Consider the following 21,526-nt stretch of genomic DNA (forward strand, 5'->3'; position numbering starts at 1 on the left):
TTACATTTTAAAAGCGAGCGTTTTTATATTCAAACATTTTTTATAAATAAGTTGAAATTTTTGGTGAGTATTTCCTCTTTTTGTTGTAATTTGTCGAGATGGTAATTATAATTTCAAATCGGCATTTTCATGTATGGATGCACCATTTTTAGTTTTCGTGTAAACTTAGGGAATAAAAACTTTTTTATAAGGCAGGTACGCAAATGAAAACAGCTATTGTTACTGATAGTACAGCATATATACCGAAGCATATTCGTGATGAACTCAATATATATATGATTCCATTAAACGTTGTGTTTGGAACGGAATCTTATCAAGAAGAAGCTGAAATTTCAGTAGATGATTTCTATGTAAAAGTACGTGAGCAAGAAGAGCTTCCGAAAACTTCTCAGCCAGCAATTGGAAAGTTTGTTGAGTTGTTTGAAGAACTATCAAAGGATTATGATGCGGTTATTAGCATTCATCTTTCAAGTGGGATTAGTGGTACATATCAAACAGCAACGACAGCTGGGCAAATGGTAGAGGGTATTGATGTATATACGTACGACTCTGAAATTAGTTGTGAAGTACAAGGTTTCTATGTACGTGAAGGGGCAAAATTAGCAAGCGAAGGAAAGGATCCGAAAGAGATCGTTGCCCGTTTTGATGAAATGAAGAAAACGATGGACGCTTATTTTGTAGTGGATGATTTACATCATTTACAACGTGGAGGACGATTAAATAGTGCGCAAGCCTTCATTGGTAGTTTGTTACAAGTGAAGCCCGTTTTATATTTTAGAGATAAAATCATTATTCCATTTGAAAAGATTCGTACACGTAAAAAAGCGTTAAAACGAATTGTTGAAATTTTTGATGAGCAAGCAAGTCAAGGTGTACCTATGGAAGCAGTTATCATTCATGCACAACGTGAAGAGGAAGCGAATGAATGGAAGGCAGAATTAGAAGCAAAATATCCTCATGTTACAATCCGCACAGGTTACTTCGGTGCTGTAATTGGTACGCATTTAGGTGAAGGTGCACTAGGTCTTGGATGGTATACGAAGTAATAAGATATAAAAAGCTCTCTTTTTGAAGAGGGTTTTTTTACGGATATTTTACGTGTAGTTGACAAGTTAATATTTGGAAATGGTAAAATGTACGTAAAATAAAATAACGAGGAAAGTTTTATAACTTACTTTTTACAAGAAACTATATTATAATGGAAGAGAGGTGAAACATATGGAGCATAATTCTTGTTTATGTCCAAAGTTTGAGTCAGCTTTTACTTTGCTTAGTAAAAAATGGACTGGCTTAATTATTAAATCTTTGCTTGAAGAGTCAAAACGTTTTAGAGAAATCGCAGATATTATACCAAATATGAGCGATCGTATGTTGTCAGAGCGTTTAAAGGAATTGGAAAGCGAAGGCATTGTAGTTCGTAATGTTTATCCAGAAGTACCAGTTCGAATCGAGTACGGTTTAACTGAAAAAGGGAAAGCGTTAGAAAGTGTTATGGATGAAGTCCAAAATTGGGCTGAGAAATGGATGAAATAACTCTTTGATTTCATTCGTATTAGTGTATGTAACAAAACGTAAGGGAAACCTTGCGTTTTTTCTTTGCTTATAAAAAGCCTTCAAAATTCTACACATATATACAAAAATATGCATATCTTGCGATAGAGTTACATATAATATTACATTTGTTTTACAATAGCGTAACATTAGCAAAAAAAATCCCGAATTATGGTATAAATTTTATAGGTTATATACGGAAAAAAGATAAAAGAAAGCGGTGTAAAAAATAAAATGAAAAAGCTAAAAATGGCATCTTGCGCATTAGTTGCAGGGTTAATGTTTTCAGGACTAACACCAAATGTATTTGCAGAAGATAAAATTGCTGACGTGAAATCACAAATTAATACACAAAATGACACTTTACATAAACAACAACAAGAACGTGATGAATTACAAAAACAAATGAACGATTTAAACAAAACAATTCAAGGTTTAGATAAGTCTGTTCAAGAGAATTCTTCAAAACTTGATGAAACAACGAAAAAAGTTGCTGATACTGAGCAATTAATCGAAAATAAAAATAAAGATATTGCAGAACTACAAACGAAAATCGCAAAACGTGAAGAGTTATTAAGAAAACGTTTAGTTGCACTTCAAGAACAACCGAACACAAATGTTGTAACAGAAGTTCTTGTAAACTCTAAAAACGTTGCAGATTTAGTTGATCGTTTAGCTTCTGTTTCTAAAATTCTTGAGTCTGATGAAGATATCATGAAAACACAACAAGAAGATCAAGCGAACGTGAAAAAAGATGTTGAAACGGTAAAAACAAAGCAAAAGGAATTAAAAGAAGCACAAGCTCAAATTGAAACTGCTAAGAAAGAACTTGACGCTGAAAAAGCGAAAAAGGCAACAGCAGTAAATGATTTAAGCGGCAAAATGGATACGGTTGTAACTTCAATGACAAGTACGGAAGGTCAATTGAAAGATCTTGAAAAACAAGCACTGCAATTACAACGTATTGCTGAACAAGAAGCACAAGAAAAAGCGGCACAAGAAGCTGCTGCTCAAAAACAAGCAGAGCAAGCTGCTAAAGATGCGCAAGCTCAGCCAGCACAAGCGGCACCAGCTCAGCCAGCAGCACCAGCTCAAAAAGAATCACCTAAAAAAGAAGAGCCTAAAAAAGAAGCACCTAAGCAAGAAAAGAAAAAAGAAGAGCCAGCACCAGGTCCAACTCCGGCTCCTGGCGTAATTGGTAAAGCGCAACAATACTTAGGTATGCCATATGTTTGGGGAAGTGCATCTCCATCAAACGGTGGTTTTGATTGTAGTGGATTCATTTCTTACATCTTCGGTGTAGGACGTCAAGACGTTAATGGTTACTGGAATTCAGTTTCTAAAGTAAGTAGCCCACAACCTGGAGATTTAGTATTCTTCCAAGGTACTTATAAAGCAGGTCCATCTCACATCGGTATTTACGTTGGTAATGACCAAATGATTCATGCTGGTGATAAAGGGATTGCATACTCTAGCTTAAGCAGTAGCTATAACCAAAAACATTTCTTAGGATACGGTCGATTCTAGGATTTATAAACGAATAAAACATGTGTATAAAGTCGATAGCTTACTATTTTATAAGTAGGTTATCGGCTTTTTTGAGTTTTTACGAGATCATGAGAAAGGTTTATAGTAGTGCTGGAGGTGGTTGCTGATGCTCGCTGGAAAACAGTTGCTATTAGAAGAACTCTCTTCTGATTTACGGGATACATTACATGATTTGAAAAAGAAGAGGGAGGTCGTATGTGTACAAGGCGTAACAAAAAAGGCTTCTAAATATATATGTCAGCGCTGCGGTAATATAGAGCAACGACTATTTGCATCATTTTCGTGTAAAAGGTGCAGTAAAGTGTGCGCGTATTGCCGGAAGTGTATAACGATGGGGAGAGTTAGTGAATGTGCTGTACTCGTTCGTGGGATCGCTGAAAGAAAAGGTGAAAAAAGTTTAAATTCGTTACAGTGGAACGGGAATTTGTCTGCTGGTCAGGAGTTGGCCGCGAAAGGTGTTATAGAAGCTATTAAGCAGAAAGAATCTTTTTTTATTTGGGCTGTATGAATAGCCGGAAATGAATACATAAAATAATTATTTAAAAACGCCAAATAATTTTGACGTTATTTTGATTAATGTAAATCTTTTCTATGAAGTTGTTGATTATAACTTGTTTTTCTTTAAAATCTAATGTTTCAAATGCATCATCTATAGCAGTTAAGGTTACTTCATGAGAAATAGATTCTTCTTCAGAACGTTGTTGTTTAAGAAGGAGCTTTTCTTTTTCTAAATTCAGTTTCTCCATTTGCTGTTCTAAAAGGTTTTTACTGATGTTTGTAGTATTCATAAATAAATCAAGCAAGCGTTCCATTTTCTTATCTATATCTTTAATTAGTTTTTCATAATTTACTTTTTTCTCTTTTTTATTAGTCTGTTTTTTTTCTTCGGTTAAACTTTTTAATTCAGAAATAACAACTTCTTCAAGTTTTTTTCTGGACCAGGTTTTATTCATACATCTTTCTTCATATTCAGCTGGGAATCTCTTGGCTCTACAAATGTAATAATAATATCTTTTGGATTCAGTATCCTTAGATTTACCTGTACTGTATGCTACATAATTCTCTCCACAACATGAACAAGCTATTAGCCCTGATAACAAGCTTTGCTTAGCTTTATGGGCATTATGTCCCTTGTGACGTTTCAACAGCGTCTGTACACGTTTAAATTGTTCTGATGTAACTATAGGTTCATGTTGACCTTCGTATTCTTTTCCTGAAAAGGTTACACGCCCTATATATAATATATTAGAAAGAATGTCCCTATATCTCCGAAATCTCCAAATAGGATAGCCTTCCTCTTTTAAAACTTCCTGCACTTTAGTAATTGAATAATATTGCTCATATAAATCAAAAACTCTTTTAATATGAGTAGCTTCGTCTTCTTTAATTATTAATTGTCCATCTTTTCTAGTATAACCAGCTGGATCATAGTCTCCACCGTTACCTCTTAAACCGTTTTCTGCTCGTTTAACATGCCCCATTCTCATACGTTCTGCAATTGTTTCACGTTCTAATTGAGCAAATACAGATAGAATACCAATCATTGCTTTACCAAATGGTGTGGAAGTATCTAATGTTTCTGTTATAGATACAAAGTCTACCTTGTTTTTCAAAAAATGTTCTTCAATAAGTTCTAATGTATCTCTTTGAGAACGAGATAACCTATCCAATTTTAATACTACAACTGCATCTATGTTTTTTAAATCAGTTATAAGTTTTTTTATACCAGGACGCTCTAAATTTGAACCTGAATAACCGCCGTCTATATATTCATCATAGATGTCCCAATTTTTAGCTTTGCAAAACGCTCTTATTCTTTCTCTTTGAACCTCTATACTATAGTTTTCAATTTGGTCCTGCGTACTAACACGAATATATATAGCTGCTTTAGTCAAAATAATCACCTTTTACATTTAAAATTTAGCGTTAAGAGGTGCCATATACCAAACTAATTTTCCTTTTACTACAACAGGAGTGTGTTCTTGTGTTTTAGAATCATAAAATTGTGTTTTATATTCAGGATTATAACTTTCGGGTTCTAAAGTAATTCCATCTTGGAACTTATAAAATCTTTTTAGAGTTGCATCAAATCCATTAACTGCAACTGCAGCAATATCTCCATTTTTAATTTCAACATCTGGATCTATCAACGCTAACATATTTGGTGGTATTACTTTACTCATGCTATCGCCAACTACTCTTAATAAAAAGGCATGAGGGTGACAGTCAGTTATTTCTACTGGAACGTTAATCCATTCTTCAACAGTAACCATTTCGAGTGGAGTTCCAGCAGATATTGCTCCAAGTAGAGGTACAGGTTTACAGTTATTTTTAATATTTGGCTGATTAGGTCTGATGTGAGTAACATTAGAATCTTTATCTTCGATGATGTCACTTTTTAAAATTCCGAAATGATCAGCTATTTTTTGAAGTGATCCCATTCTTGGTTCTTTTAGCCCTTTTTCCCAAGTTGATACTGCCTTATCTGAAACACCAGCTATTTCTCCAAATTCTTTTTGTGAAAGATTATGCTTATCCCTTAATTTTTTAATATTTTTTCCTATGCTCATTTTAGTGACCTCCGTCAACTTTATATTTATAATATTAAACCAAAAGTAGAACTTGTTCAATATAATGTCGAAAAAATTCTACTTTAAATTCGGTATTTTAATATAAAGGTAGATTTAAAGAACTTTTTCGGTGTTGACATCCTACTTTTAGTAGATTATTATGAGTTTACAAGCGAATAGAAATGAGGTGAAAGTGATGATTCTCACTATTAAACAAGCGCGATTAATAAAAGGGTTTACTCAAACTGATATGGCGCAGCATTTAAAAGTCCATGTTCAAACATATAGAAATATGGAAAATCATCCTGACGAGGTGACTGTAGGAAATGCAAAGAAAATTTGTGATCTACTAGAAATTAGTTATGATCAAATTTTTTTTAATGTAGACTCTACTTTAAGTAGAGTTGAGGGTGGAGTCACTCTTGAAATGTAGAAGGTGGAAGAAATGATAATTAGAGAAGGTATTGAGGTGACTAGAATAACCTTAGATGGTTATGAATTACCGATTCCAGAAGGATATTCTGAGTTTCTACTTCGTGCTGGGTATTGGAGGTACGGTGAAAAAGTAGAAAAAATCAATCGCGAGGAAATTTTGTCGAATTATGAAAGAGAAGTAGTAATAGAAGATGGTAAGTTGTGTACTAATTTGACTTATATCGGAAAACAAAAATAGATAAGGAAGGTGACCAATAATGAATGGAGTATTATCTGCGAGTAAATTAATGAAAGCATCTGATGTTGTAAAACGATGTGCAGAAATGAGAAAGAGCCCAGCGTTATTACTTATTACTGAATTAGAAGCAAAGTGTCAGCTAAGGGAAATGAACCGTAAGGTTTCAGCTCGAAGGGAGGTGAGTTGATTGAAGGAAGTAACATTGGTTTTTAAATCAGGTGCAAAGGTTAGTTTTACAACAGCGCAATTTAAAACATTTAAAAATAACTTTGGTTTTTTATCAACAATTGAATGGGAAGGTGCTACCGGAAAGGTTCCATTACATATCGGGGTTAGTAGTATCGATGCAATATTTGTGGAAGACATTCCTGAAAAGGAATCGATTAAGGAACCTGATCATCCAATTGAAGATTTCTATGGTTGTGAAATTAAGCAAGATGATAAGTATTTTATGTTTGGCCAGGATGCCGTACTTGAAGGAAATCTAACGAATTACTTAATTGCGGAACAAAATGTTGAATGCTTTCGAGCTGTATAAAAGAAAAACCACCTGCGCCAACAGGTGATTTAGAAAAACAAAATTCACAGTCATTATAGCATGAAATGCGTTTGAGTAAAGGAGCGTTTTAAATGAATAAACAATTAGAAGTGAAAACTTCATACCTGGTTATGTTAGGGAATGTATTTCTCCAAGATGAAGACGATCTAGTAATGACTAAAGAAGTTAGAAATGCTGTTGAGTATGAAAATACTTACAATGCTAAAAGAAAAGCTAATGAAATTGGCGGTGTAGTGGTTAGAAAAACCATTGATTATGAAGAGGTGCAAAATGATTAAAGCAGTTGAGGAAAGTGTACAAGCTGTTCGTTTAGCTGAGGAACAAGGGATTTTGGGTGTTTATTTAGATAATAAGGTTCATGTAAGACATCAATTGTTGGAAGAACTTTTAAATGAAGAAGGAGAATTAGAAGTGGTAAAACGTGATGATTTGGATTTCCCTCTGCAAGTTGAATTTACGAAAGATGGTTTTACATACCTTTCTCTTTATACCGCAAAGGAATTCAAAACTAAATTTGGAGGTAATATCGATGAACTCATTACAAGCAATTGAATTAGCGGAAGTTGATGAATTACAGGATGCGGAGAAGCGATTTGAAATTAGTGATTTGGAAGGCCTTAATTGGGCATTTCGAAAATTGACTGCACTTAAAGCGGAAGAAAAGAAAATTACAACGTTGGCAAATGTTGAACGTAACCGTATTGCACAATGGGAGCAAAAAGAATTAAAGCCTATCCACGATAGCATTAGTTTCTTTGAAAGTCATATCCATCGTTACCATGCGGAACAACTTGCAGCGGATCCAAAACAGAAAACGATTAGTACGCCTTACGGTAAATCCAAAACTCGTAAGAGTAGTGAAGCGCCGGAGCAAAAAGATAAAGCCCAGGTACTTCAATATGCTATTGAAAATCATCTTGATGATTGTTTAAAGACAGAAGTTAAATGGGGTGACTTGAAGAAGAAATTCAAGATTGCGGAAATTAGCGGTGAAAAAGTAGTTGTGGATGAGGATGGACAAATTGTCCCAGGGGTGACGGTTAAACCTGAATCTATTTCTTATAGTGTGGAGGTATAAGTATGTTGCAAGTAACAGATGCACAACGTGAAAAGCTGAAAGCTTGCATAGCGTTATTTGGTGCTAGCGGTGGTGGTAAAACATTAACATCATTAATTCTGGCATACGGAATGATGAAAGAAGCCTATCCAGATTTACCAGAAGAAGAATTGTGGAAGAAGATTGGTGTTATCGATACGGAACACAAACGCTCGCTTCTTTATGCAAACAATACAATTAAAGGTTACAAGATTGGTAGCTTTAAATATGTAGAACTTGATGCACCGTATTCCACAGTTCGATACCAACAAGCAATTGAACTATTAAAGAAAAGTGGTTATTGCAGATAGCCTTTCACATGCTTGGGAAGGTATCGGAGGTATCTTGGATCAGCAGCAAGATTTAGGTGGCCGTTTTCAAGATTGGAAAACAATGAAGCCCATTATTAAAGAATTTATCAAATCACTTACAGAAAATGATGTGCATATTATCGCTACGTTACGTACTAAGCAAGAATATCAAGCTGAGCGTGATGATAATGATAAGCTTCAAATTCGTAAGTTAGGATTAAAGCCAATCCAGAAGGATGATCTTGAATATGAATTTATGATTGTTCTACGTATGGAACAAAATCATACAGCTACACCAACTAAGGATAATTCCAATTTAATAAATGAGAATGGTGAATTAATTAAGCCAGAGCATGGTGCAATTATTTATAAATGGTTGGAACTTGGTGTGGACGTAAGAGCGGAGCAAGAGAATGAAAGAAATGCTCTTGTTGCAAAAATTATAGAAATTGTTGAATCCAGCGATGAAGCAGCGAAGATGCTAGATGAAATTGAGTTTAAAACAAAACAAAAACTCCAAGATTTCAATCTTAAATATTTAAATGCCGCTTTAGATAGATTAAAAGTTTTTAACAACAAGGAGGAAAAATAATGTTTAAAGTAGATCACAGCCAAGCAACAGAATTTGAGGTAATTAAACCAGGTGAATATGAAGTAACGGTTGTTAACTATGAATTAAAGCAAGCAGAGTCAGGTAATAATCGAATAATTGTGGATTATGAAATTCGCAGTGATGTAGACCAGCCATTCCAAGGTCAAAAGATTTTATTTGATAACTTTACGGTTACTGAAAAAGCAATGTGGCGATTCCAAGCAGCATCAAAAGCGGCACAATTCCCAGATGGAATGCAATTTAGCAGCTACAAAGAATGGGCTGATACATTCTTAAATAAACCGTTGCGATTAGTAGTAGGTGAACGTGAGTACAACGGTAAAAAATACCCACAAGTAAATGGTTTTAAAGTTTCTGAAGTAGCAGCTCCAAGTACTGGATTCACTGTTTCAGATGAGGATATTCCATTCTAAAAATTAATTAACAAGATTCAAATAGGAGGGAGCTACTAACGGCTCCCTTTTCCAAAGGGAGAAAATCAAATGAGATATAAATTTAATCAAATACCGGCAGAGCTTAAAAACACTCCTCATTGGATCTTATGGCGGTCAGAAGTAAGAAACGGTAAGAAAACAAAAGTTCCTTATCAAATCAATGGGGAAATGGCTCAATCAAATAATAAACGGAGCTGGTCAACGTTTCCGGCAATCATAAAATTCTATGAACAAGGAGATTATGACGGAATTGGATTCATGTTTTCAAAGGATGATCCATTCGTTGGAATAGACATTGACCATTGTATCCAAAAAGGTGCTCTTACAAGTTTAGCTGAGGATATTATTGAAATCGTAAATAGTTACACGGAATATTCACCAAGTGGTGATGGCATCCACATTATTGCAAAAGGTAAGCTGCCATTAAAAGGACCAGGTACAGGACGGAAAAATGTTGATATCGGATTAGAAGTATACAGGCATGGAAGGTATTTTACTTTCACCGGTGATTGCCTGGATCAAGTCCCTGTGGAGGATAGAACGGATGAATTAAAAGTTTTATTTGAGAAGTATTTGAAAGAAAAACCAAAGCCAGAAAAGAAACAAAACACTACTTCATTCGAACGAGAAGATATTACTAGTCTATCGAATGCAGAATTGTGGGAGCGAATGTTTGATAGTAAAAGCGGTGCATCCATTAAAGATTTATTCCAGGGCATGTTGATTAACGGTGATCATTCTTCTACTGACATGGCTTTATGTAATCATCTAGCATTCTGGACGGATAAAGATGCTGCAAAGATGGATTCAATGTTTAGAGAGTCTTCCTTACTTCGTGAGAAGTGGGATAAACCACATTCTAGTGATGGTCGTACATATGGACAAATGACAATTGATACAGCAATTCTTTCAACTCCTTCCACAATAGCTGATTATGAACCACCTGAAGAGAAAAAGTATGAGGTTTATATTTCTGATAACTCAATTGAAGATACTGAGGAAATTATCGATGAAGCACCAAAGTTTCATTTAACTGAGTTAGGAAATGCGGAGCGTATTGCATATTATCATGGCGAGAACGTTCGATATTGTAACGAATTGGAATGGCTTATATGGAATGGTAAGCATTGGCATGAGGATAGTAAGAGACAGATTGAAGCTATTACAGCTAAAACGCTTAGATCCTTATATGGAGAAGCGAAAGCTACAGAAGATAAATACCAATCAAAGATGTTACATGATTGGGCAAAGAAATGCGAAAGACGTTCTATCCGGATAAATAGCATATTGGATGTAAAACCAATGGTGTCAGTTAGAAAAAAAGAATTAGATTCTCATAGTTTCCTTTTTAACTGTGAAAACGGAGTTATCGATTTAAAGACTGGTGAATTATTACCGCATGACCGTGACTTGTTATTAACGAAACTTTCTCCAATTAAGTATGACAAAAATGCTGAGTGTCCAAACTGGAAAGCTTTCTTGGAAAGTATTTTTAAAACGCATACTGGTGAAGCGGATCATGAGCTTATTAATTATCTACAAAAAGCAATTGGTTATTCATTAACTGGTGTAACAAAAGAGCAAGTAATGTTTTTCTTATTCGGTAATGGACGAAATGGTAAATCTACTTTTATTAACATTATCCAAGATTTACTTGGTGATTATGGTAGGCAAACGAACAGTGATACTTTCTTGAAAAAGAGAAATGACTCAGGCATTAATAACGATGTTGCTCGACTTGATGGAGCACGTTTTGTATCGGCTGTTGAGAGTGAAGAGGGACAACAATTATCTGAAGCCCTGGTTAAACAAATCACTGGTGGAGAAAAAATGTCAGCTCGTTTCTTACGCCAGGAATATTTCGAGTTTACACCTGAATTTAAAGTGTTCTTTACTACCAACCATAAACCAATTGTAAAAGGTTCGGATGAAGGTATTTGGAGAAGGATTATGCTTATTCCATTTACCGTAACAATACCGAAAGACAAGATTGATTATGATCTACCAGATAAATTAGCAAAAGAAATGCCAGGTGTTTTGCGGTGGGCTGTTGAGGGTTGCATGAAGTGGCAGACCGAAGGGTTGCGTGCTCCTGAAGCCGTGAAAGCAGCGACAGCTGAATATCGTGAAGATATGGATATACTCGGACCGTTTATCGATGAAAATTGTGCGGTGTATTCGACAGCAAGAGTTGAAGCGAAGTTGCTTTATGAAAACTATACAAAATGGTGTTATCAAAATAATGAAATGGATTTAAAGAATCGTGCTTTTTATCGTCAATTAGAAATACGTGGTTTTAAAAAAGAAAAAGGATCAAAAAATAAAACCTTTATTCATGGAATGACATTAAACGAATTTGCAGGAGCTAGTCTATTTTCTGGTGAGGAAAAAGAAGAGAAGGACAACGCAACTCCTATAAAAAGGAAAAAAGTTTGATTTGAGGTTACTAAGGGTTACTAAACTGTTTTTCTAATAACCCTTATAAACGCTGTTATATCAATGTTTATAGTTTATGGGTTACTGAGGGTTACTGAATTTTCTATAACAGCCTATAAGAAAATAAATAAATAAAAAATAATATATATATATAGGACTTTAATAGATAACCAAGTAATCTTAGTAACCCTGATGACCAAAAAGAGACTTGAACCCTTGGTATGACTGGTTTTGTAGCGGGTTACTGAATGAAAAACTTAGTAACCCTCGATAATCCCTTTAGAAAAAGAGGTGTAATATGCATCCAAAACAAATATGTGCTGATGTTCAATCGATGGGAGCGAAGCTCGTTCTTGATGGAGATGACTTATATATTGAAAACCATGAAAAGATTGCTCCTGAAATTGAATCAGTTATTAAAGAATACAAGTTACGGATTATTAAGTATTTGCAAGGGAATTATTCGGACCAAGATCATGCGGTAAAACAAACGATAGATAAAATTATTAGTTTTTTTATCGGTGTTGAGCAAGACATGAATCCAAAAATAAATGATTGGTTTAATCATGATGAAGCCGCTGCAAGGTTGGTTATGGAACTAACATTAAACCTCTCACTTAATGGCTGGTTATATGTAAAAGAATCTGTAGCCAACTATGAAAATAAATTAACGGACGAGCTTTCACAAGAAATATTCAATCGTGCAATGTCACACTTTAGGAAGGTGAAATAAATGCCAGCAATTCATTTTAGATATTCGGATGTCGAATTAAAAGAAATACTAGATACATTAGAAATCATGGTGGATACGAGAGAACAGAAAAACCAACATGTACTTGATTATTTTCGCAAAAAGAATGTTCCATTCAGACTTAGAAAAATTGATACAGCCGATTATTCAGCGGTAATTCCTAAGAATCCTGAGATGGGCATTACACGAGATATTTATTTAAGTGCTGGAGTAGAAAGAAAAAATGGTGTAGATGAATTGGTCCAATCAATTAAAGACCGTACAAGATTTGAAAATGAATTGATTCGTGCCGCTAAACATCCATTTGTTCTTCTTGTGGAAGATCTACAAGGCTATCACAAAATATTAAAAGGTGAATATCGAAGTCAATACAAACCAGAAGCATTACTTGGTAGTTTAAAAACATTTGAAGTGAGATATGGGTTTTCAACGGTATTTATTGAACCGGCTACAACAGGTAATTACATATATCATCATTTTTTATATATGGCTCGTGAGTATCTGAAGAAAGGGGTCATATAAGTAATGACATATTCTCGTGAAGAGCAAGAAACTATTTTGAATTTCGATAACAGTACAGGTCAGTGGAATGTTTATTCTACTGTTCCTAAACACATTCGAAAACTGAGTAATCTATGTGAATTACAAACTTTAGAAGAAGAGGATGGAAGAGCAACAGCTGTAAAAGGTGTTCTTCAAGAAAAACAAGTAACAATGAAAAATTTACGAGTGATGACGGAAGAGCAAAGAAAAAAAGCGGCTGAAAGACTTTCTAAGGCTAGAAACGTACAGAAATAACAGAAAAACTTTAGTTCCACTATCAATCTAATACAAAAGGAGCCCGAACCATGACGAACGTGAAATTGAACGTATTATTCAAGAAAATGCAAAAGGACGATAAAAAGGAAGTTTTACAGTTTCATGTATTAAGTGATGAATTACCACATGCTGATGAGTTATTGAAAATGCCAGGTACAATTATTCATCTAACTGTGGAGAAAAGTGAAGTTGAACCAATCGGCGCGGAGTTCGTAAATATTCAACGTGATAGTAAGAAAACGGCGATTAAATTAAATGTAAAACGTGATGCAAAGGGTGTAGTAAATCAACTTTATCCTTTTGCCGGTGGAAATGTTGATATCATTCTTGAGCCTTCTCAGATGTCGATTGATGAGTTTTATGAAGAACCACATGAAGGTATGGAATACAACGTTAAACAGGATGGAACAACAGAAGTTGCTCCTGGTCAGTTGAAAATTGTTGATGATGAAAAAGTTGCTGAATAATTTTTTTCCTGGGCTTCGGCTCAGGATATCGATTATAGGTCGAAAGGATGAAAGACATATGTATCACTGTGAAAAATGCTTAGAGTGTTTTGAGGACGAGGGAGAATATCTAATTCATTTACCAGAATGCGAATATTAATCGGAAAACGTTATTAAATTTCATTTTGCCGAAAAAACGGTTTATCAAATTAAGAAAAAACTAAGGTGTTTTTCATACCTAATACAAATAGATGTACAAGTATTAAAACGTCTTAGAAACGAAAATAAACGTGTTTTATGAAGTTCATAGTTTCTAAGAAGAAATGAGGGACGGTAAAGTGACTTATTTACAAAAAATCATTGAACTATCATCTGAATTACCTTATCCAGTGTTACGAGATATCAATGATCGTGTAAGAGATTGGTTAGCAAGTGGCGGAGGAGAAAACGATTCATATATTGCTCAACAATTACGATATGCTCAAAACTATTTAAAAATGCGTGGTGATAGCAATGAATAATCATAAGAAAAAGAAATTAAAGAAACGTCTTGCTAAACGTGCGAAGTTAGTTGATAAATCCCGAACTAATAAAGCATGGAGAAACATCTTTGTAAAAGCTGGTATTGTGAATTAGATTGTGGAAGGACCAAAGAAAGTAGGTGAATCATCATTTGTTTGACTGGCTGAGAGACTATCAGAAATTAGAAGAACGAATTGCATACTTAGATTACAACTTAGATAAAGCAAAAGCTGAATTAAAACGCTGGGTCAGTGGTGATTTGCGAGAGGTACGTTTAACCGCTGAATCAGAAGGTGCAAAGGTAGAAGAACGTATTGAAGCAATTGAATATGAGTTAGCTAATGAAATGAATGCTATGTATGATCTAATGGAATTGATTAATAAGTTTAAAGGGCTAGATAATCAAATACTTGTAAAGAAATACATATATGGCATGACATTAGAACAAATAGCGTGGGATTTAAATTATAGTCCAAATTACATTAAACGTAAGCATGCTGAAGTAAGAAAGATAATCAAGTTTGTGGATGATCTATAAGGTTACTTTTAGGGAAGGTACTTTTAGGGCAACGAAACTATTGTAAATATGATTTATAGTAATAACATAAGAAATTGACGAAAGGGCAACTGGTGCACGGTTGCTCTTTTTTGTCGGTTAGTGTCGAATTGTTAAACTAGAAAATTGTCATTTCCTATCTGATAATGAGAATAGGAGGTGATATTGTGGATGTTAAAGAGAAAGTTTATTATATATTACAATCAATAAATGTTGGTGAAAAGGATTTAACAGCTGATAAATTAGGAATGGATAAGACAGCATTTAGGAATCTATGTGAATTGATAGAAAATAATAATTGGATTGATGGTATCGATGATCAGTATTATGAAGTTGATTTCTCAAATGCAAAGTTAACTAACGAGGGTAAGAATTATTTAATGCGAAACTCTATTTAATTTGAAAGCATTCCTTATGGAGTGCTTTTTATTTTGAATAAAGATAAGGAGTGAGGATAGATGGATGGCTAAGGAATATGCAAAGCGCTTTTATAAGTCAACGGCATGGAAGAAGTGTAGAGCATCATACATAGCTACAACATTAGATGGTATGTGTGAGCATTGTACAGAAGAACCTGGTTATATCGTTGACCATATAGTTGAGATAACGCCAGGTACTATAAACAATCCAGACATAACATTGAACCATGATAACCTACAATACTTATGCTTACCTTGTCATAATACAAAGACGTTTGGTAAGTCATCATTAATTAGAGAAGATGTAATGTTTGATGCGAATGGGGATTTAATTATGAAAGGAGAAAGGTAGATGAAACTATCTAAACAAGAACAAACAGTTATTATCGGTAAGTTAATCAATAATGTCATCGGTGTGGATTTAGCAAAGCAACACATTGATCCACAAAAATTAGAGAAGGCTGTAGCATTGCATAACGAAATGAATGATGATATAACACCAAGGCAATGTAGAGAAGCGCTTATTAATGTACTGGATAAAGCAATAGATGAGTTCTTAATTCCTAGAGCATAAGGAGTGAGCATAGATGCGATTAACTAAGCTTGAGAAGGCAATTACTTTTGCTACAATCCTTAATGCTATTGGTGAAGAAAACATTGAAGAATATGTGGAATTAGAACCATTGCGACCAGTAGCTAAAGAACTAAGTAAATTAAATAAAAAAACAAAACCAGAAGAAAAGAAAAAAGCGATAAAAAGTATAATTAACAAAATGATGAAGGATTTCAAAAAAGAAATCGAAAAGAAGAATCCCCCCATTAAAAAATAAAATTCAGTCTCTATAGGGGACCGAGAGGGGGGCTTCAAAAAATAAATGGGTCATTTTCGTATGAGGGGGGGTATCAAAAATTATGGTTAAATTAAGCAAAAAAAAACAAGATGAATTGATTAAAGAAGAAATACAACGATATGCTAATGTTTTTCAATATTTACAAGAAGATAAAAAGCAAGTTGCACAAAAGCTCATTGAGAGAGTTGCTTTTATGACTGTAACCTTGGAAATATTAGAGGAAGCAATTAAAGAGAAAGGTCCAACTTACGAATTTGTAAATGGATCTCAGAAGATGATTGTGGAAAATCCAGCTCAAAAATCCTACAACACTATGATTAATAGATACACCTCAGCATACGAAAAGTTGTTTAACCTTCTTCCAAAGGAAGGGATTTATGTAAAAAGTGATGGAGATGATGGATTTGAAGAATTCGTGGAGAATAAATGAAGCTTCGTAAACGATACCCAATTTCTTATAATCCTATAATCGAATATCATAACAAGATTGAAGCTGGTGAAGAAGTTGTAGGATATAAGGTTAAAAGAATATACAAAAAGCTTGTAGACGATATTTATGATCAAGAATCTGTATATGAATATAATCCCAAAAGAGCAAATCATGCGATAGAATTTATTGAGAATTTCTGTAAGCATTCAAAAGGAAAATGGGCTGGTCAACCAATTGATCTTGAGCTTTGGCAAAAAGCTTTTATTGCCGCCTTATTTGGATTTGTTCACAAAATTGAAGGCACACGGAAATATCGTGAAGCCTTTTTAGTCGTTGCTCGTAAGAATGGAAAGTCCACACTTTCATCAGGTATTTGTTTGTATTTACAAGTAGCCGATGGAGAAGGTGGAGCTGAGGTTTATGCTGTAGCAACAAAAGAAAAACAGGCGAAAATTGTTTGGTCAGAAGCTAAACGAATGGTAAAGAAATCACCTGTTCTTTCAAAACGTATCAAAGCATTAGTAAAAGAATTAAATGCAGATTTTAATGACAGTACTTTTCAACCTGTTGGAAGTGATAGTGATACATTAGATGGTCTAAATGTTCATGGAGCATCCCTTGATGAAATCCATGCTTGGAAAGATAAGAATCTTTATGATGTTATTGTGGACGGCACATCAGCACGAGAACAGCCACTCATTCTCATGATCACGACAGCAGGGACGGTCCGAGAATCTGTTTATGATATGAAATATGAAGAATCAGAAAGATTTTTATTAAGCCTTGACGATGAAAAAGAATACACAGACCCAACATTTTTACCAATTATTTATGAATTAGATAATCGTAAAGAATGGACTGATCCGAAATGTTGGAAGAAAGCCAATCCAGGCTTAGGTACAATAAAAAAAGTTGATAACCTTGAAACAAAGGTAAAGAAAGCACAAGCTAATCCTTTACTTGTTAAGAACTTATTAACAAAAGATTTTAATATCCGAGAGACTTCAAGTGAAGCATGGCTAACATTTGAACAATTGAATAATAAACAAACCTTTGACGTAAATGTGTTGAAACCTAAGTATGGTATAGGTGGAACTGATTTATCAGAAACAACAGATTTAACCGCAGCAAAGGTTATTTTTATGGTTCCAAACGATTTAAATGTATATGTTTTGCAAATGTATTGGCTACCTGAGGAATTATTAGAACAACGTTCAAAAGAAGATAAAATACCATATGATTTATGGCATGAAGCTGGTCTTTTAAGAACAACGCCAGGTAATAGTGTGCATGCAAAATTTGTTACGGAATGGTTTTTAGAAGTAAGGGATGAATACGGAATTTATCTTCCCTGGATTGGTTATGATAGATGGTCCGCAAAATATTGGGTTGAGGAAATGCAAGGATATTTTGGTAAAGAAGCACTGGTACCTGTAGCACAAGGTAAACAAACATTATCAATGCCAATGAAACTTTTAGGAGCGGATTTAGAAGCCAAGAGAATTATTTATAATAATAATCCAGTTGATAAAAGGTGTTTATCAAATACAGCAATCGATGTGGATAAAAACCTTAATATACAACCAAATAAAACTAATAATCAACGTCGTCGTATAGATGGAACGGCAGCTCTTCTAGATGCTTATGTAGTCTTGCAAGAAAAGAAAAATGATTATCTAAATATGATTTAAAGGGGGTGATAAATTGGGATTGTTCGAAAAAATATTCGGTAAGAAACAGCCGCCTTCCACAACTCGATTTGAAATGGTAAACGATGATGGTGGCGGTTTTTATTCCTGGGATGGTCAGCTTTATAAAAGTGACATTGTTCGTGCTTGTATTCGTCCTAAGGCTAAGGCAGTAGGTAAATTAATTGCTAAACATATTAGGGATAACGTAAATGAATTTAAGGTTAATCCAGATGCGTATTTACGGTTTGTTTTAGAGGAACCTAATCCCTTAATGACTGGACAAGTTATGCAAGAAAAATTAGCAATTCAATTAGCGTTGAATAACAATGCCTTTGCCTACATTAAACGTGATGAATTAGGGTATGTCACTGAAATATATCCGATTCCTTGTGTATCCATTGAAGTTGTACAAAATACTTCTGGTGATATATTTTTGACGTTTTATTTTAAAAATGGAAACCGAATGACCATTCCTTATGTAGACATTATTCATTTACGGCAAGATTTCAATGATGATGATTTCTTTGGAGAACATCCAGGGACGGCATTATCTTCATTAATGGAAGTTGTCAACACTACAGATCAAGGTATTATTAAAGCGATTAAGAATAGTGCAGTTATTAAATGGATACTGAAATTTAAAGCAGTATTAAAAGAAGAAGACGTTGATGCTCAGATACAAAAGTTTGTGAAGAATTATATGAGTATTGATAGTGTGAATGGTGGAGCGGCTTCATCCGATCCGCGGTATGACTTGGAACAAGTTAAACCTGAAGCGTTTGTTCCAGATTCAAAACAAATGCAAGAAACTATTCAACGAATATATAACTTTTTCAATACAAACGAAAAAATTATACAAAGTAAGTATTCGGAAGATGACTGGAATGCATATTACGAATCTGAAATTGAACCATTAGCGATGCAGCTTGCTGGAGAATATACCAGGAAGCTTTTTTCACGTCGCGAGCGTGGGTTTGGTAACAAGATAATATTTGAAGCAGCAAGTCTTCAATACGCTTCGATGTCAACGAAAATGAACCTAGTTCAAATGGTTGATAGAGGGGCGATGACACCGAATGAATGGCGTTCTATTCTTTCGTTGGGCCCGATTGAAGGTGGAGATAAGCCAATCAGAAGATTAGATACAGCTTTAGTTAAGGATGGCAATGTTACTGGTAAAGGAGGTGAGAAGAATGGACAAAACGGAAACGAGGGAAATAGTAACGCAGAAGATTGAAATTCGAGAAGATGACAATGGTAATCGAACTCTTACTGGATACGCAGTAAAGTGGGAAAAGAAATCTTTGGTAATGGGTTATTACCGTAAGTTCCGTGAGCAATTCAAAAACGGAGCATTCACAGAGTCATTGCAAAATGATGATCAGCGTTTTTTATGGTCGCATGATACATCAAAAGTTTTAGGGAGAACTAAAAACAATACTTTGCGTTTAAGTGAGGATGCGGTTGGTTTACGTTTTGAATTGGATTTACCAAATACAACCTTAGGTAATGATACTTATGAATCTATTAAACGCGGTGATGTGGATGGTGTTTCCTTTGGATTTAGCATGATAAATCAGGATATTGAAGAACCGGATGATGACCTCATGCTACGAACTGTTACGAAAGCAAAGCTATTGGAAGTAAGTGCCGTTGCTTTTCCAGCCTATCCAGATTCAGAGGTAAGCGCCAGGGGATATGACCCATATAAACACTTTACGGAAGAAAGAAACCGCTCGGAAAAGCGTAAGAGACTCTATTTACAAACATTATTATAAAAAAGGTGGAAATTTAAAATGAATAAAGAACAATTGTTAAAACGTAAAGGCGAAATTAGTGAATTGTTAGGTGATGAAACTAGATCTATCGATAATTTAAATGATATCGAGAAAGAATTACGCGAAATTAATGAGCAATTAGCCGCAATTGAAAAACGTGAGCAACTTTTAGCAGACGCTCGTTCAATTAATGATGGTAATGCAACAGGCACTCATAAAGTTGAAACGTTTAATGCAAAACCGGGTGATGAGCAACGGGAATTAGGTACAGATTCACTTGAATATCGTAATGCTTTCATGAATTACGTATTAAACGGTGAAAATATTCCAAATGAATTACGTGCAAGTGCCGTTACAAAAACAGGTGATGTTGGCTCTGTTATTCCACAAACTGTGTTAGATAAGATTGTTGAAAAAATCGAAGCTGTAGGAATGATTCTTCCATTAGTTACTCGTACAGCTATTAAAGGCGGAGTGACTGTACCAACTTCATCAGTTAAACCGGTTGCTACATGGGTGGCTGAAAGTGCTGGAAGTGATAAGCAAAAGAAAACTACTGGTAGCATTACTTTTAACTATCATAAATTACGTTGTGCAGTAGCTGTTTCTCTTGAAGTAGATACTATGTCTCTAGCAGTTTTTGAAACAACATTAATCAATAACGTTGTGGAAGCTATGACAAAAGCAATCGAACAATCAATTGTTAATGGTGATGGAACAGGAAAACCAAAAGGGATTTTATCAGAAACTCCTGTTACTGGACAGGCTTTAGATGTAGCGAAAATTAGTTATAAAACATTAACAGATGCAGAAGCAGCGCTACCTCTCGAATATGAAGCAAGTGCAGTTTGGACAATGACGAAAAAGACATTTATGGAATATGCAGCTATGGTAGATACTTCAGGACAACCAATTGCACGTACTAATTATGGTATTGCTGGTAAACCAGAGCGTATTTTATTAGGTCGACCAGTTGTTTTATGTAACTATGTTGATAGTTTTGCAACGGCTACTGAAGGAACTCCATTTGCTTTCTTATTTAACTACAAAGATTATGTTCTTAATACTAACTACCAAATGGGTGTTAAAAAGTATGAAGATAATGAAACTGATGATCTTGTTACAAAGGCAATTATGATTGTGGATGGTAAAGTTGTAGATAAGAACTCTTTAGTTGTGTTAAAAAAGGCTCCAGCAGCTTAATAGGGGAGTGATACAATGAATCATTTAGTTTTAAATGCTTTCATTGATAAAAAAACGGATGTCGGATATTCAAAAGGCGATATGTACGAGTCAAAGGATTCGAAACGTATTGCCTTTTTAGTTGAAAAAGGATTTTTGCAAGGTAATCAAGCAGTTTCTAAATTTCCTAAACATATTGGTGGCGGTTGGTATGAGTTATCAAATGGTGACAAGATTCAAGGGAAAGACGAGGCTGTAGAAATGGAACAATCATTACGGGGTGAGTAATT

General features: G+C 34.6%; 31 protein-coding genes and 2 pseudogenes. 31 read left to right on the forward strand and 2 right to left on the reverse strand.

Annotated elements, in window-relative coordinates:
* The first annotated feature begins 203 nt into the window (after positions 1 to 203).
* From PDL00_RS25825 to comFA, 4 genes and pseudogenes are all read left to right on the forward strand, one after another.
* Entirely contained in the window at positions 204 to 1,046 is an 843-nt protein-coding gene (locus PDL00_RS25825; RefSeq protein ID WP_000844775.1) for a DegV family protein, read from the forward strand.
* Between the two features lie 172 nt (positions 1,047 to 1,218).
* The gene (locus tag PDL00_RS25830; protein ID WP_000400858.1) at positions 1,219 to 1,533 is read left to right on the forward strand and encodes a winged helix-turn-helix transcriptional regulator; all 315 of its coding nucleotides are present in this window, start codon (positions 1,219 to 1,221) and stop codon (positions 1,531 to 1,533) included.
* 252 nt (positions 1,534 to 1,785) lie between these two features.
* Positions 1,786 to 3,078 carry a C40 family peptidase gene (locus tag PDL00_RS25835; RefSeq protein ID WP_270732050.1) on the forward strand — a complete coding sequence of 431 codons (1,293 nt, stop codon included), beginning with the start codon at positions 1,786 to 1,788 and terminating at the stop codon, positions 3,076 to 3,078.
* Between the two features lie 127 nt (positions 3,079 to 3,205).
* A pseudogene (gene comFA / locus PDL00_RS25840) lies at positions 3,206 to 3,604 on the forward strand (ATP-dependent helicase ComFA); the annotation flags it as partial.
* Between the two features lie 34 nt (positions 3,605 to 3,638).
* Here comFA and PDL00_RS25845 read toward each other — a convergent pair.
* Positions 3,639 to 4,994, reverse strand: a complete 1,356-nt coding sequence (locus tag PDL00_RS25845; protein WP_270732051.1) for a recombinase family protein — start codon at positions 4,992 to 4,994, stop codon at positions 3,639 to 3,641.
* Between the two features lie 18 nt (positions 4,995 to 5,012).
* A complete protein-coding gene (locus tag PDL00_RS25850) occupies positions 5,013 to 5,669 on the reverse strand; it encodes a LexA family protein (protein WP_063676119.1) in 657 nt (218 codons plus the stop codon).
* A 160-nt stretch (positions 5,670 to 5,829) separates the two neighbouring features.
* Here PDL00_RS25850 and PDL00_RS25855 point away from each other — a divergent pair, with 160 nt between their 5' ends.
* The 27 genes and pseudogenes from PDL00_RS25855 (at position 5,830) to PDL00_RS25990 (ending at position 21,524) form a co-directional block, all read left to right on the forward strand.
* The gene (locus tag PDL00_RS25855) at positions 5,830 to 6,102 is read left to right on the forward strand and encodes a helix-turn-helix transcriptional regulator (RefSeq protein WP_270732061.1); all 273 of its coding nucleotides are present in this window, start codon (positions 5,830 to 5,832) and stop codon (positions 6,100 to 6,102) included.
* Positions 6,103 to 6,114: 12 nt separating this feature from the next.
* Positions 6,115 to 6,342 (forward strand): hypothetical protein, encoded by a 228-nt coding sequence (locus PDL00_RS25860; protein WP_033699206.1) that lies wholly within the window; start codon positions 6,115 to 6,117, stop codon positions 6,340 to 6,342.
* A 19-nt stretch (positions 6,343 to 6,361) separates the two neighbouring features.
* The gene (locus tag PDL00_RS25865) at positions 6,362 to 6,529 is read left to right on the forward strand and encodes a hypothetical protein (RefSeq protein ID WP_270732064.1); all 168 of its coding nucleotides are present in this window, start codon (positions 6,362 to 6,364) and stop codon (positions 6,527 to 6,529) included.
* The gene (locus PDL00_RS25870) at positions 6,530 to 6,880 is read left to right on the forward strand and encodes a YqaI family protein (RefSeq protein WP_270732067.1); all 351 of its coding nucleotides are present in this window, start codon (positions 6,530 to 6,532) and stop codon (positions 6,878 to 6,880) included.
* Positions 6,881 to 6,972: 92 nt separating this feature from the next.
* Positions 6,973 to 7,179, forward strand: coding sequence for a hypothetical protein (locus PDL00_RS25875; RefSeq protein WP_001041415.1), 207 nt, complete (start codon positions 6,973 to 6,975; stop codon positions 7,177 to 7,179).
* A complete protein-coding gene (locus PDL00_RS25880) occupies positions 7,172 to 7,453 on the forward strand; it encodes a hypothetical protein (RefSeq protein WP_270732069.1) in 282 nt (93 codons plus the stop codon). Before PDL00_RS25875 ends, PDL00_RS25880 begins: the two co-directional genes overlap by 8 nt.
* Positions 7,431 to 7,979, forward strand: coding sequence for a host-nuclease inhibitor Gam family protein (locus PDL00_RS25885; protein ID WP_270732072.1), 549 nt, complete (start codon positions 7,431 to 7,433; stop codon positions 7,977 to 7,979). The genes PDL00_RS25880 and PDL00_RS25885 overlap by 23 nt, the downstream gene beginning before the upstream one ends.
* 2 nt (positions 7,980 to 7,981) lie before the next feature.
* Positions 7,982 to 8,900, forward strand: a pseudogene (locus PDL00_RS34770) (AAA family ATPase).
* Positions 8,900 to 9,334, forward strand: a complete 435-nt coding sequence (locus tag PDL00_RS25900; RefSeq protein ID WP_270732078.1) for a DUF669 domain-containing protein — start codon at positions 8,900 to 8,902, stop codon at positions 9,332 to 9,334. Before PDL00_RS34770 ends, PDL00_RS25900 begins: the two are co-directional and overlap by 1 nt.
* 69 nt (positions 9,335 to 9,403) lie before the next feature.
* The gene (locus tag PDL00_RS25905) at positions 9,404 to 11,791 is read left to right on the forward strand and encodes a phage/plasmid primase, P4 family (protein ID WP_270732079.1); all 2,388 of its coding nucleotides are present in this window, start codon (positions 9,404 to 9,406) and stop codon (positions 11,789 to 11,791) included.
* A gap of 298 nt (positions 11,792 to 12,089) precedes the next feature.
* Positions 12,090 to 12,524, forward strand: coding sequence for a hypothetical protein (locus PDL00_RS25910; protein WP_270732081.1), 435 nt, complete (start codon positions 12,090 to 12,092; stop codon positions 12,522 to 12,524).
* Positions 12,525 to 13,064 (forward strand): ERCC4 domain-containing protein, encoded by a 540-nt coding sequence (locus PDL00_RS25915; protein WP_270732083.1) that lies wholly within the window; start codon positions 12,525 to 12,527, stop codon positions 13,062 to 13,064.
* 3 nt (positions 13,065 to 13,067) lie between these two features.
* A complete protein-coding gene (locus PDL00_RS25920) occupies positions 13,068 to 13,340 on the forward strand; it encodes a hypothetical protein (RefSeq protein ID WP_270732084.1) in 273 nt (90 codons plus the stop codon).
* A 50-nt stretch (positions 13,341 to 13,390) separates the two neighbouring features.
* Positions 13,391 to 13,828 (forward strand): hypothetical protein, encoded by a 438-nt coding sequence (locus PDL00_RS25925; protein WP_270732086.1) that lies wholly within the window; start codon positions 13,391 to 13,393, stop codon positions 13,826 to 13,828.
* Positions 13,829 to 14,145: 317 nt separating this feature from the next.
* Positions 14,146 to 14,328, forward strand: a complete 183-nt coding sequence (locus PDL00_RS25930; RefSeq protein WP_270732087.1) for a DUF6877 family protein — start codon at positions 14,146 to 14,148, stop codon at positions 14,326 to 14,328.
* Positions 14,321 to 14,443, forward strand: a complete 123-nt coding sequence (locus tag PDL00_RS25935) for a DUF3983 domain-containing protein (RefSeq protein WP_270732090.1) — start codon at positions 14,321 to 14,323, stop codon at positions 14,441 to 14,443. The genes PDL00_RS25930 and PDL00_RS25935 overlap by 8 nt, the downstream gene beginning before the upstream one ends.
* Before the next feature lie 37 nt (positions 14,444 to 14,480).
* Positions 14,481 to 14,867, forward strand: coding sequence for a hypothetical protein (locus PDL00_RS25940; RefSeq protein ID WP_270732092.1), 387 nt, complete (start codon positions 14,481 to 14,483; stop codon positions 14,865 to 14,867).
* Between the two features lie 185 nt (positions 14,868 to 15,052).
* A complete protein-coding gene (locus PDL00_RS25945; protein ID WP_270732094.1) occupies positions 15,053 to 15,283 on the forward strand; it encodes a YjcQ family protein in 231 nt (76 codons plus the stop codon).
* Between the two features lie 64 nt (positions 15,284 to 15,347).
* Positions 15,348 to 15,656, forward strand: a complete 309-nt coding sequence (locus PDL00_RS25950) for an HNH endonuclease signature motif containing protein (RefSeq protein WP_270732096.1) — start codon at positions 15,348 to 15,350, stop codon at positions 15,654 to 15,656.
* Positions 15,657 to 15,878: a hypothetical protein gene (locus PDL00_RS25955; protein WP_270732099.1), complete on the forward strand. Its 222-nt coding sequence runs from the start codon at positions 15,657 to 15,659 to the stop codon at positions 15,876 to 15,878. It begins immediately after the preceding gene.
* Positions 15,879 to 15,891: 13 nt separating this feature from the next.
* Positions 15,892 to 16,134: a hypothetical protein gene (locus PDL00_RS25960; protein WP_270732101.1), complete on the forward strand. Its 243-nt coding sequence runs from the start codon at positions 15,892 to 15,894 to the stop codon at positions 16,132 to 16,134.
* Between the two features lie 82 nt (positions 16,135 to 16,216).
* A complete protein-coding gene (locus PDL00_RS25965; protein ID WP_270732104.1) occupies positions 16,217 to 16,585 on the forward strand; it encodes a hypothetical protein in 369 nt (122 codons plus the stop codon).
* Positions 16,582 to 18,276: a terminase large subunit gene (locus PDL00_RS25970; protein WP_270732105.1), complete on the forward strand. Its 1,695-nt coding sequence runs from the start codon at positions 16,582 to 16,584 to the stop codon at positions 18,274 to 18,276. The genes PDL00_RS25965 and PDL00_RS25970 overlap by 4 nt, the downstream gene beginning before the upstream one ends.
* Positions 18,277 to 18,289: 13 nt before the next feature.
* Positions 18,290 to 19,513: a phage portal protein gene (locus PDL00_RS25975; RefSeq protein ID WP_270732108.1), complete on the forward strand. Its 1,224-nt coding sequence runs from the start codon at positions 18,290 to 18,292 to the stop codon at positions 19,511 to 19,513.
* Positions 19,470 to 20,054 (forward strand): HK97 family phage prohead protease, encoded by a 585-nt coding sequence (locus tag PDL00_RS25980; RefSeq protein WP_270732110.1) that lies wholly within the window; start codon positions 19,470 to 19,472, stop codon positions 20,052 to 20,054. Before PDL00_RS25975 ends, PDL00_RS25980 begins: the two co-directional genes overlap by 44 nt.
* An 18-nt stretch (positions 20,055 to 20,072) precedes the next feature.
* On the forward strand, positions 20,073 to 21,257 hold the full coding sequence (locus tag PDL00_RS25985) for a phage major capsid protein (RefSeq protein ID WP_270732112.1): 1,185 nt from the start codon (positions 20,073 to 20,075) through the stop codon (positions 21,255 to 21,257).
* Between the two features lie 15 nt (positions 21,258 to 21,272).
* Positions 21,273 to 21,524: a hypothetical protein gene (locus PDL00_RS25990; protein ID WP_270732114.1), complete on the forward strand. Its 252-nt coding sequence runs from the start codon at positions 21,273 to 21,275 to the stop codon at positions 21,522 to 21,524.
* Positions 21,525 to 21,526: the final 2 nt, after the last annotated feature.

The organism is Bacillus cereus group sp. TH152-1LC (assembly GCF_027710505.1).
GTDB classification, from domain to species: Bacteria; Bacillota; Bacilli; order Bacillales; family Bacillaceae_G; genus Bacillus_A; species Bacillus_A mobilis.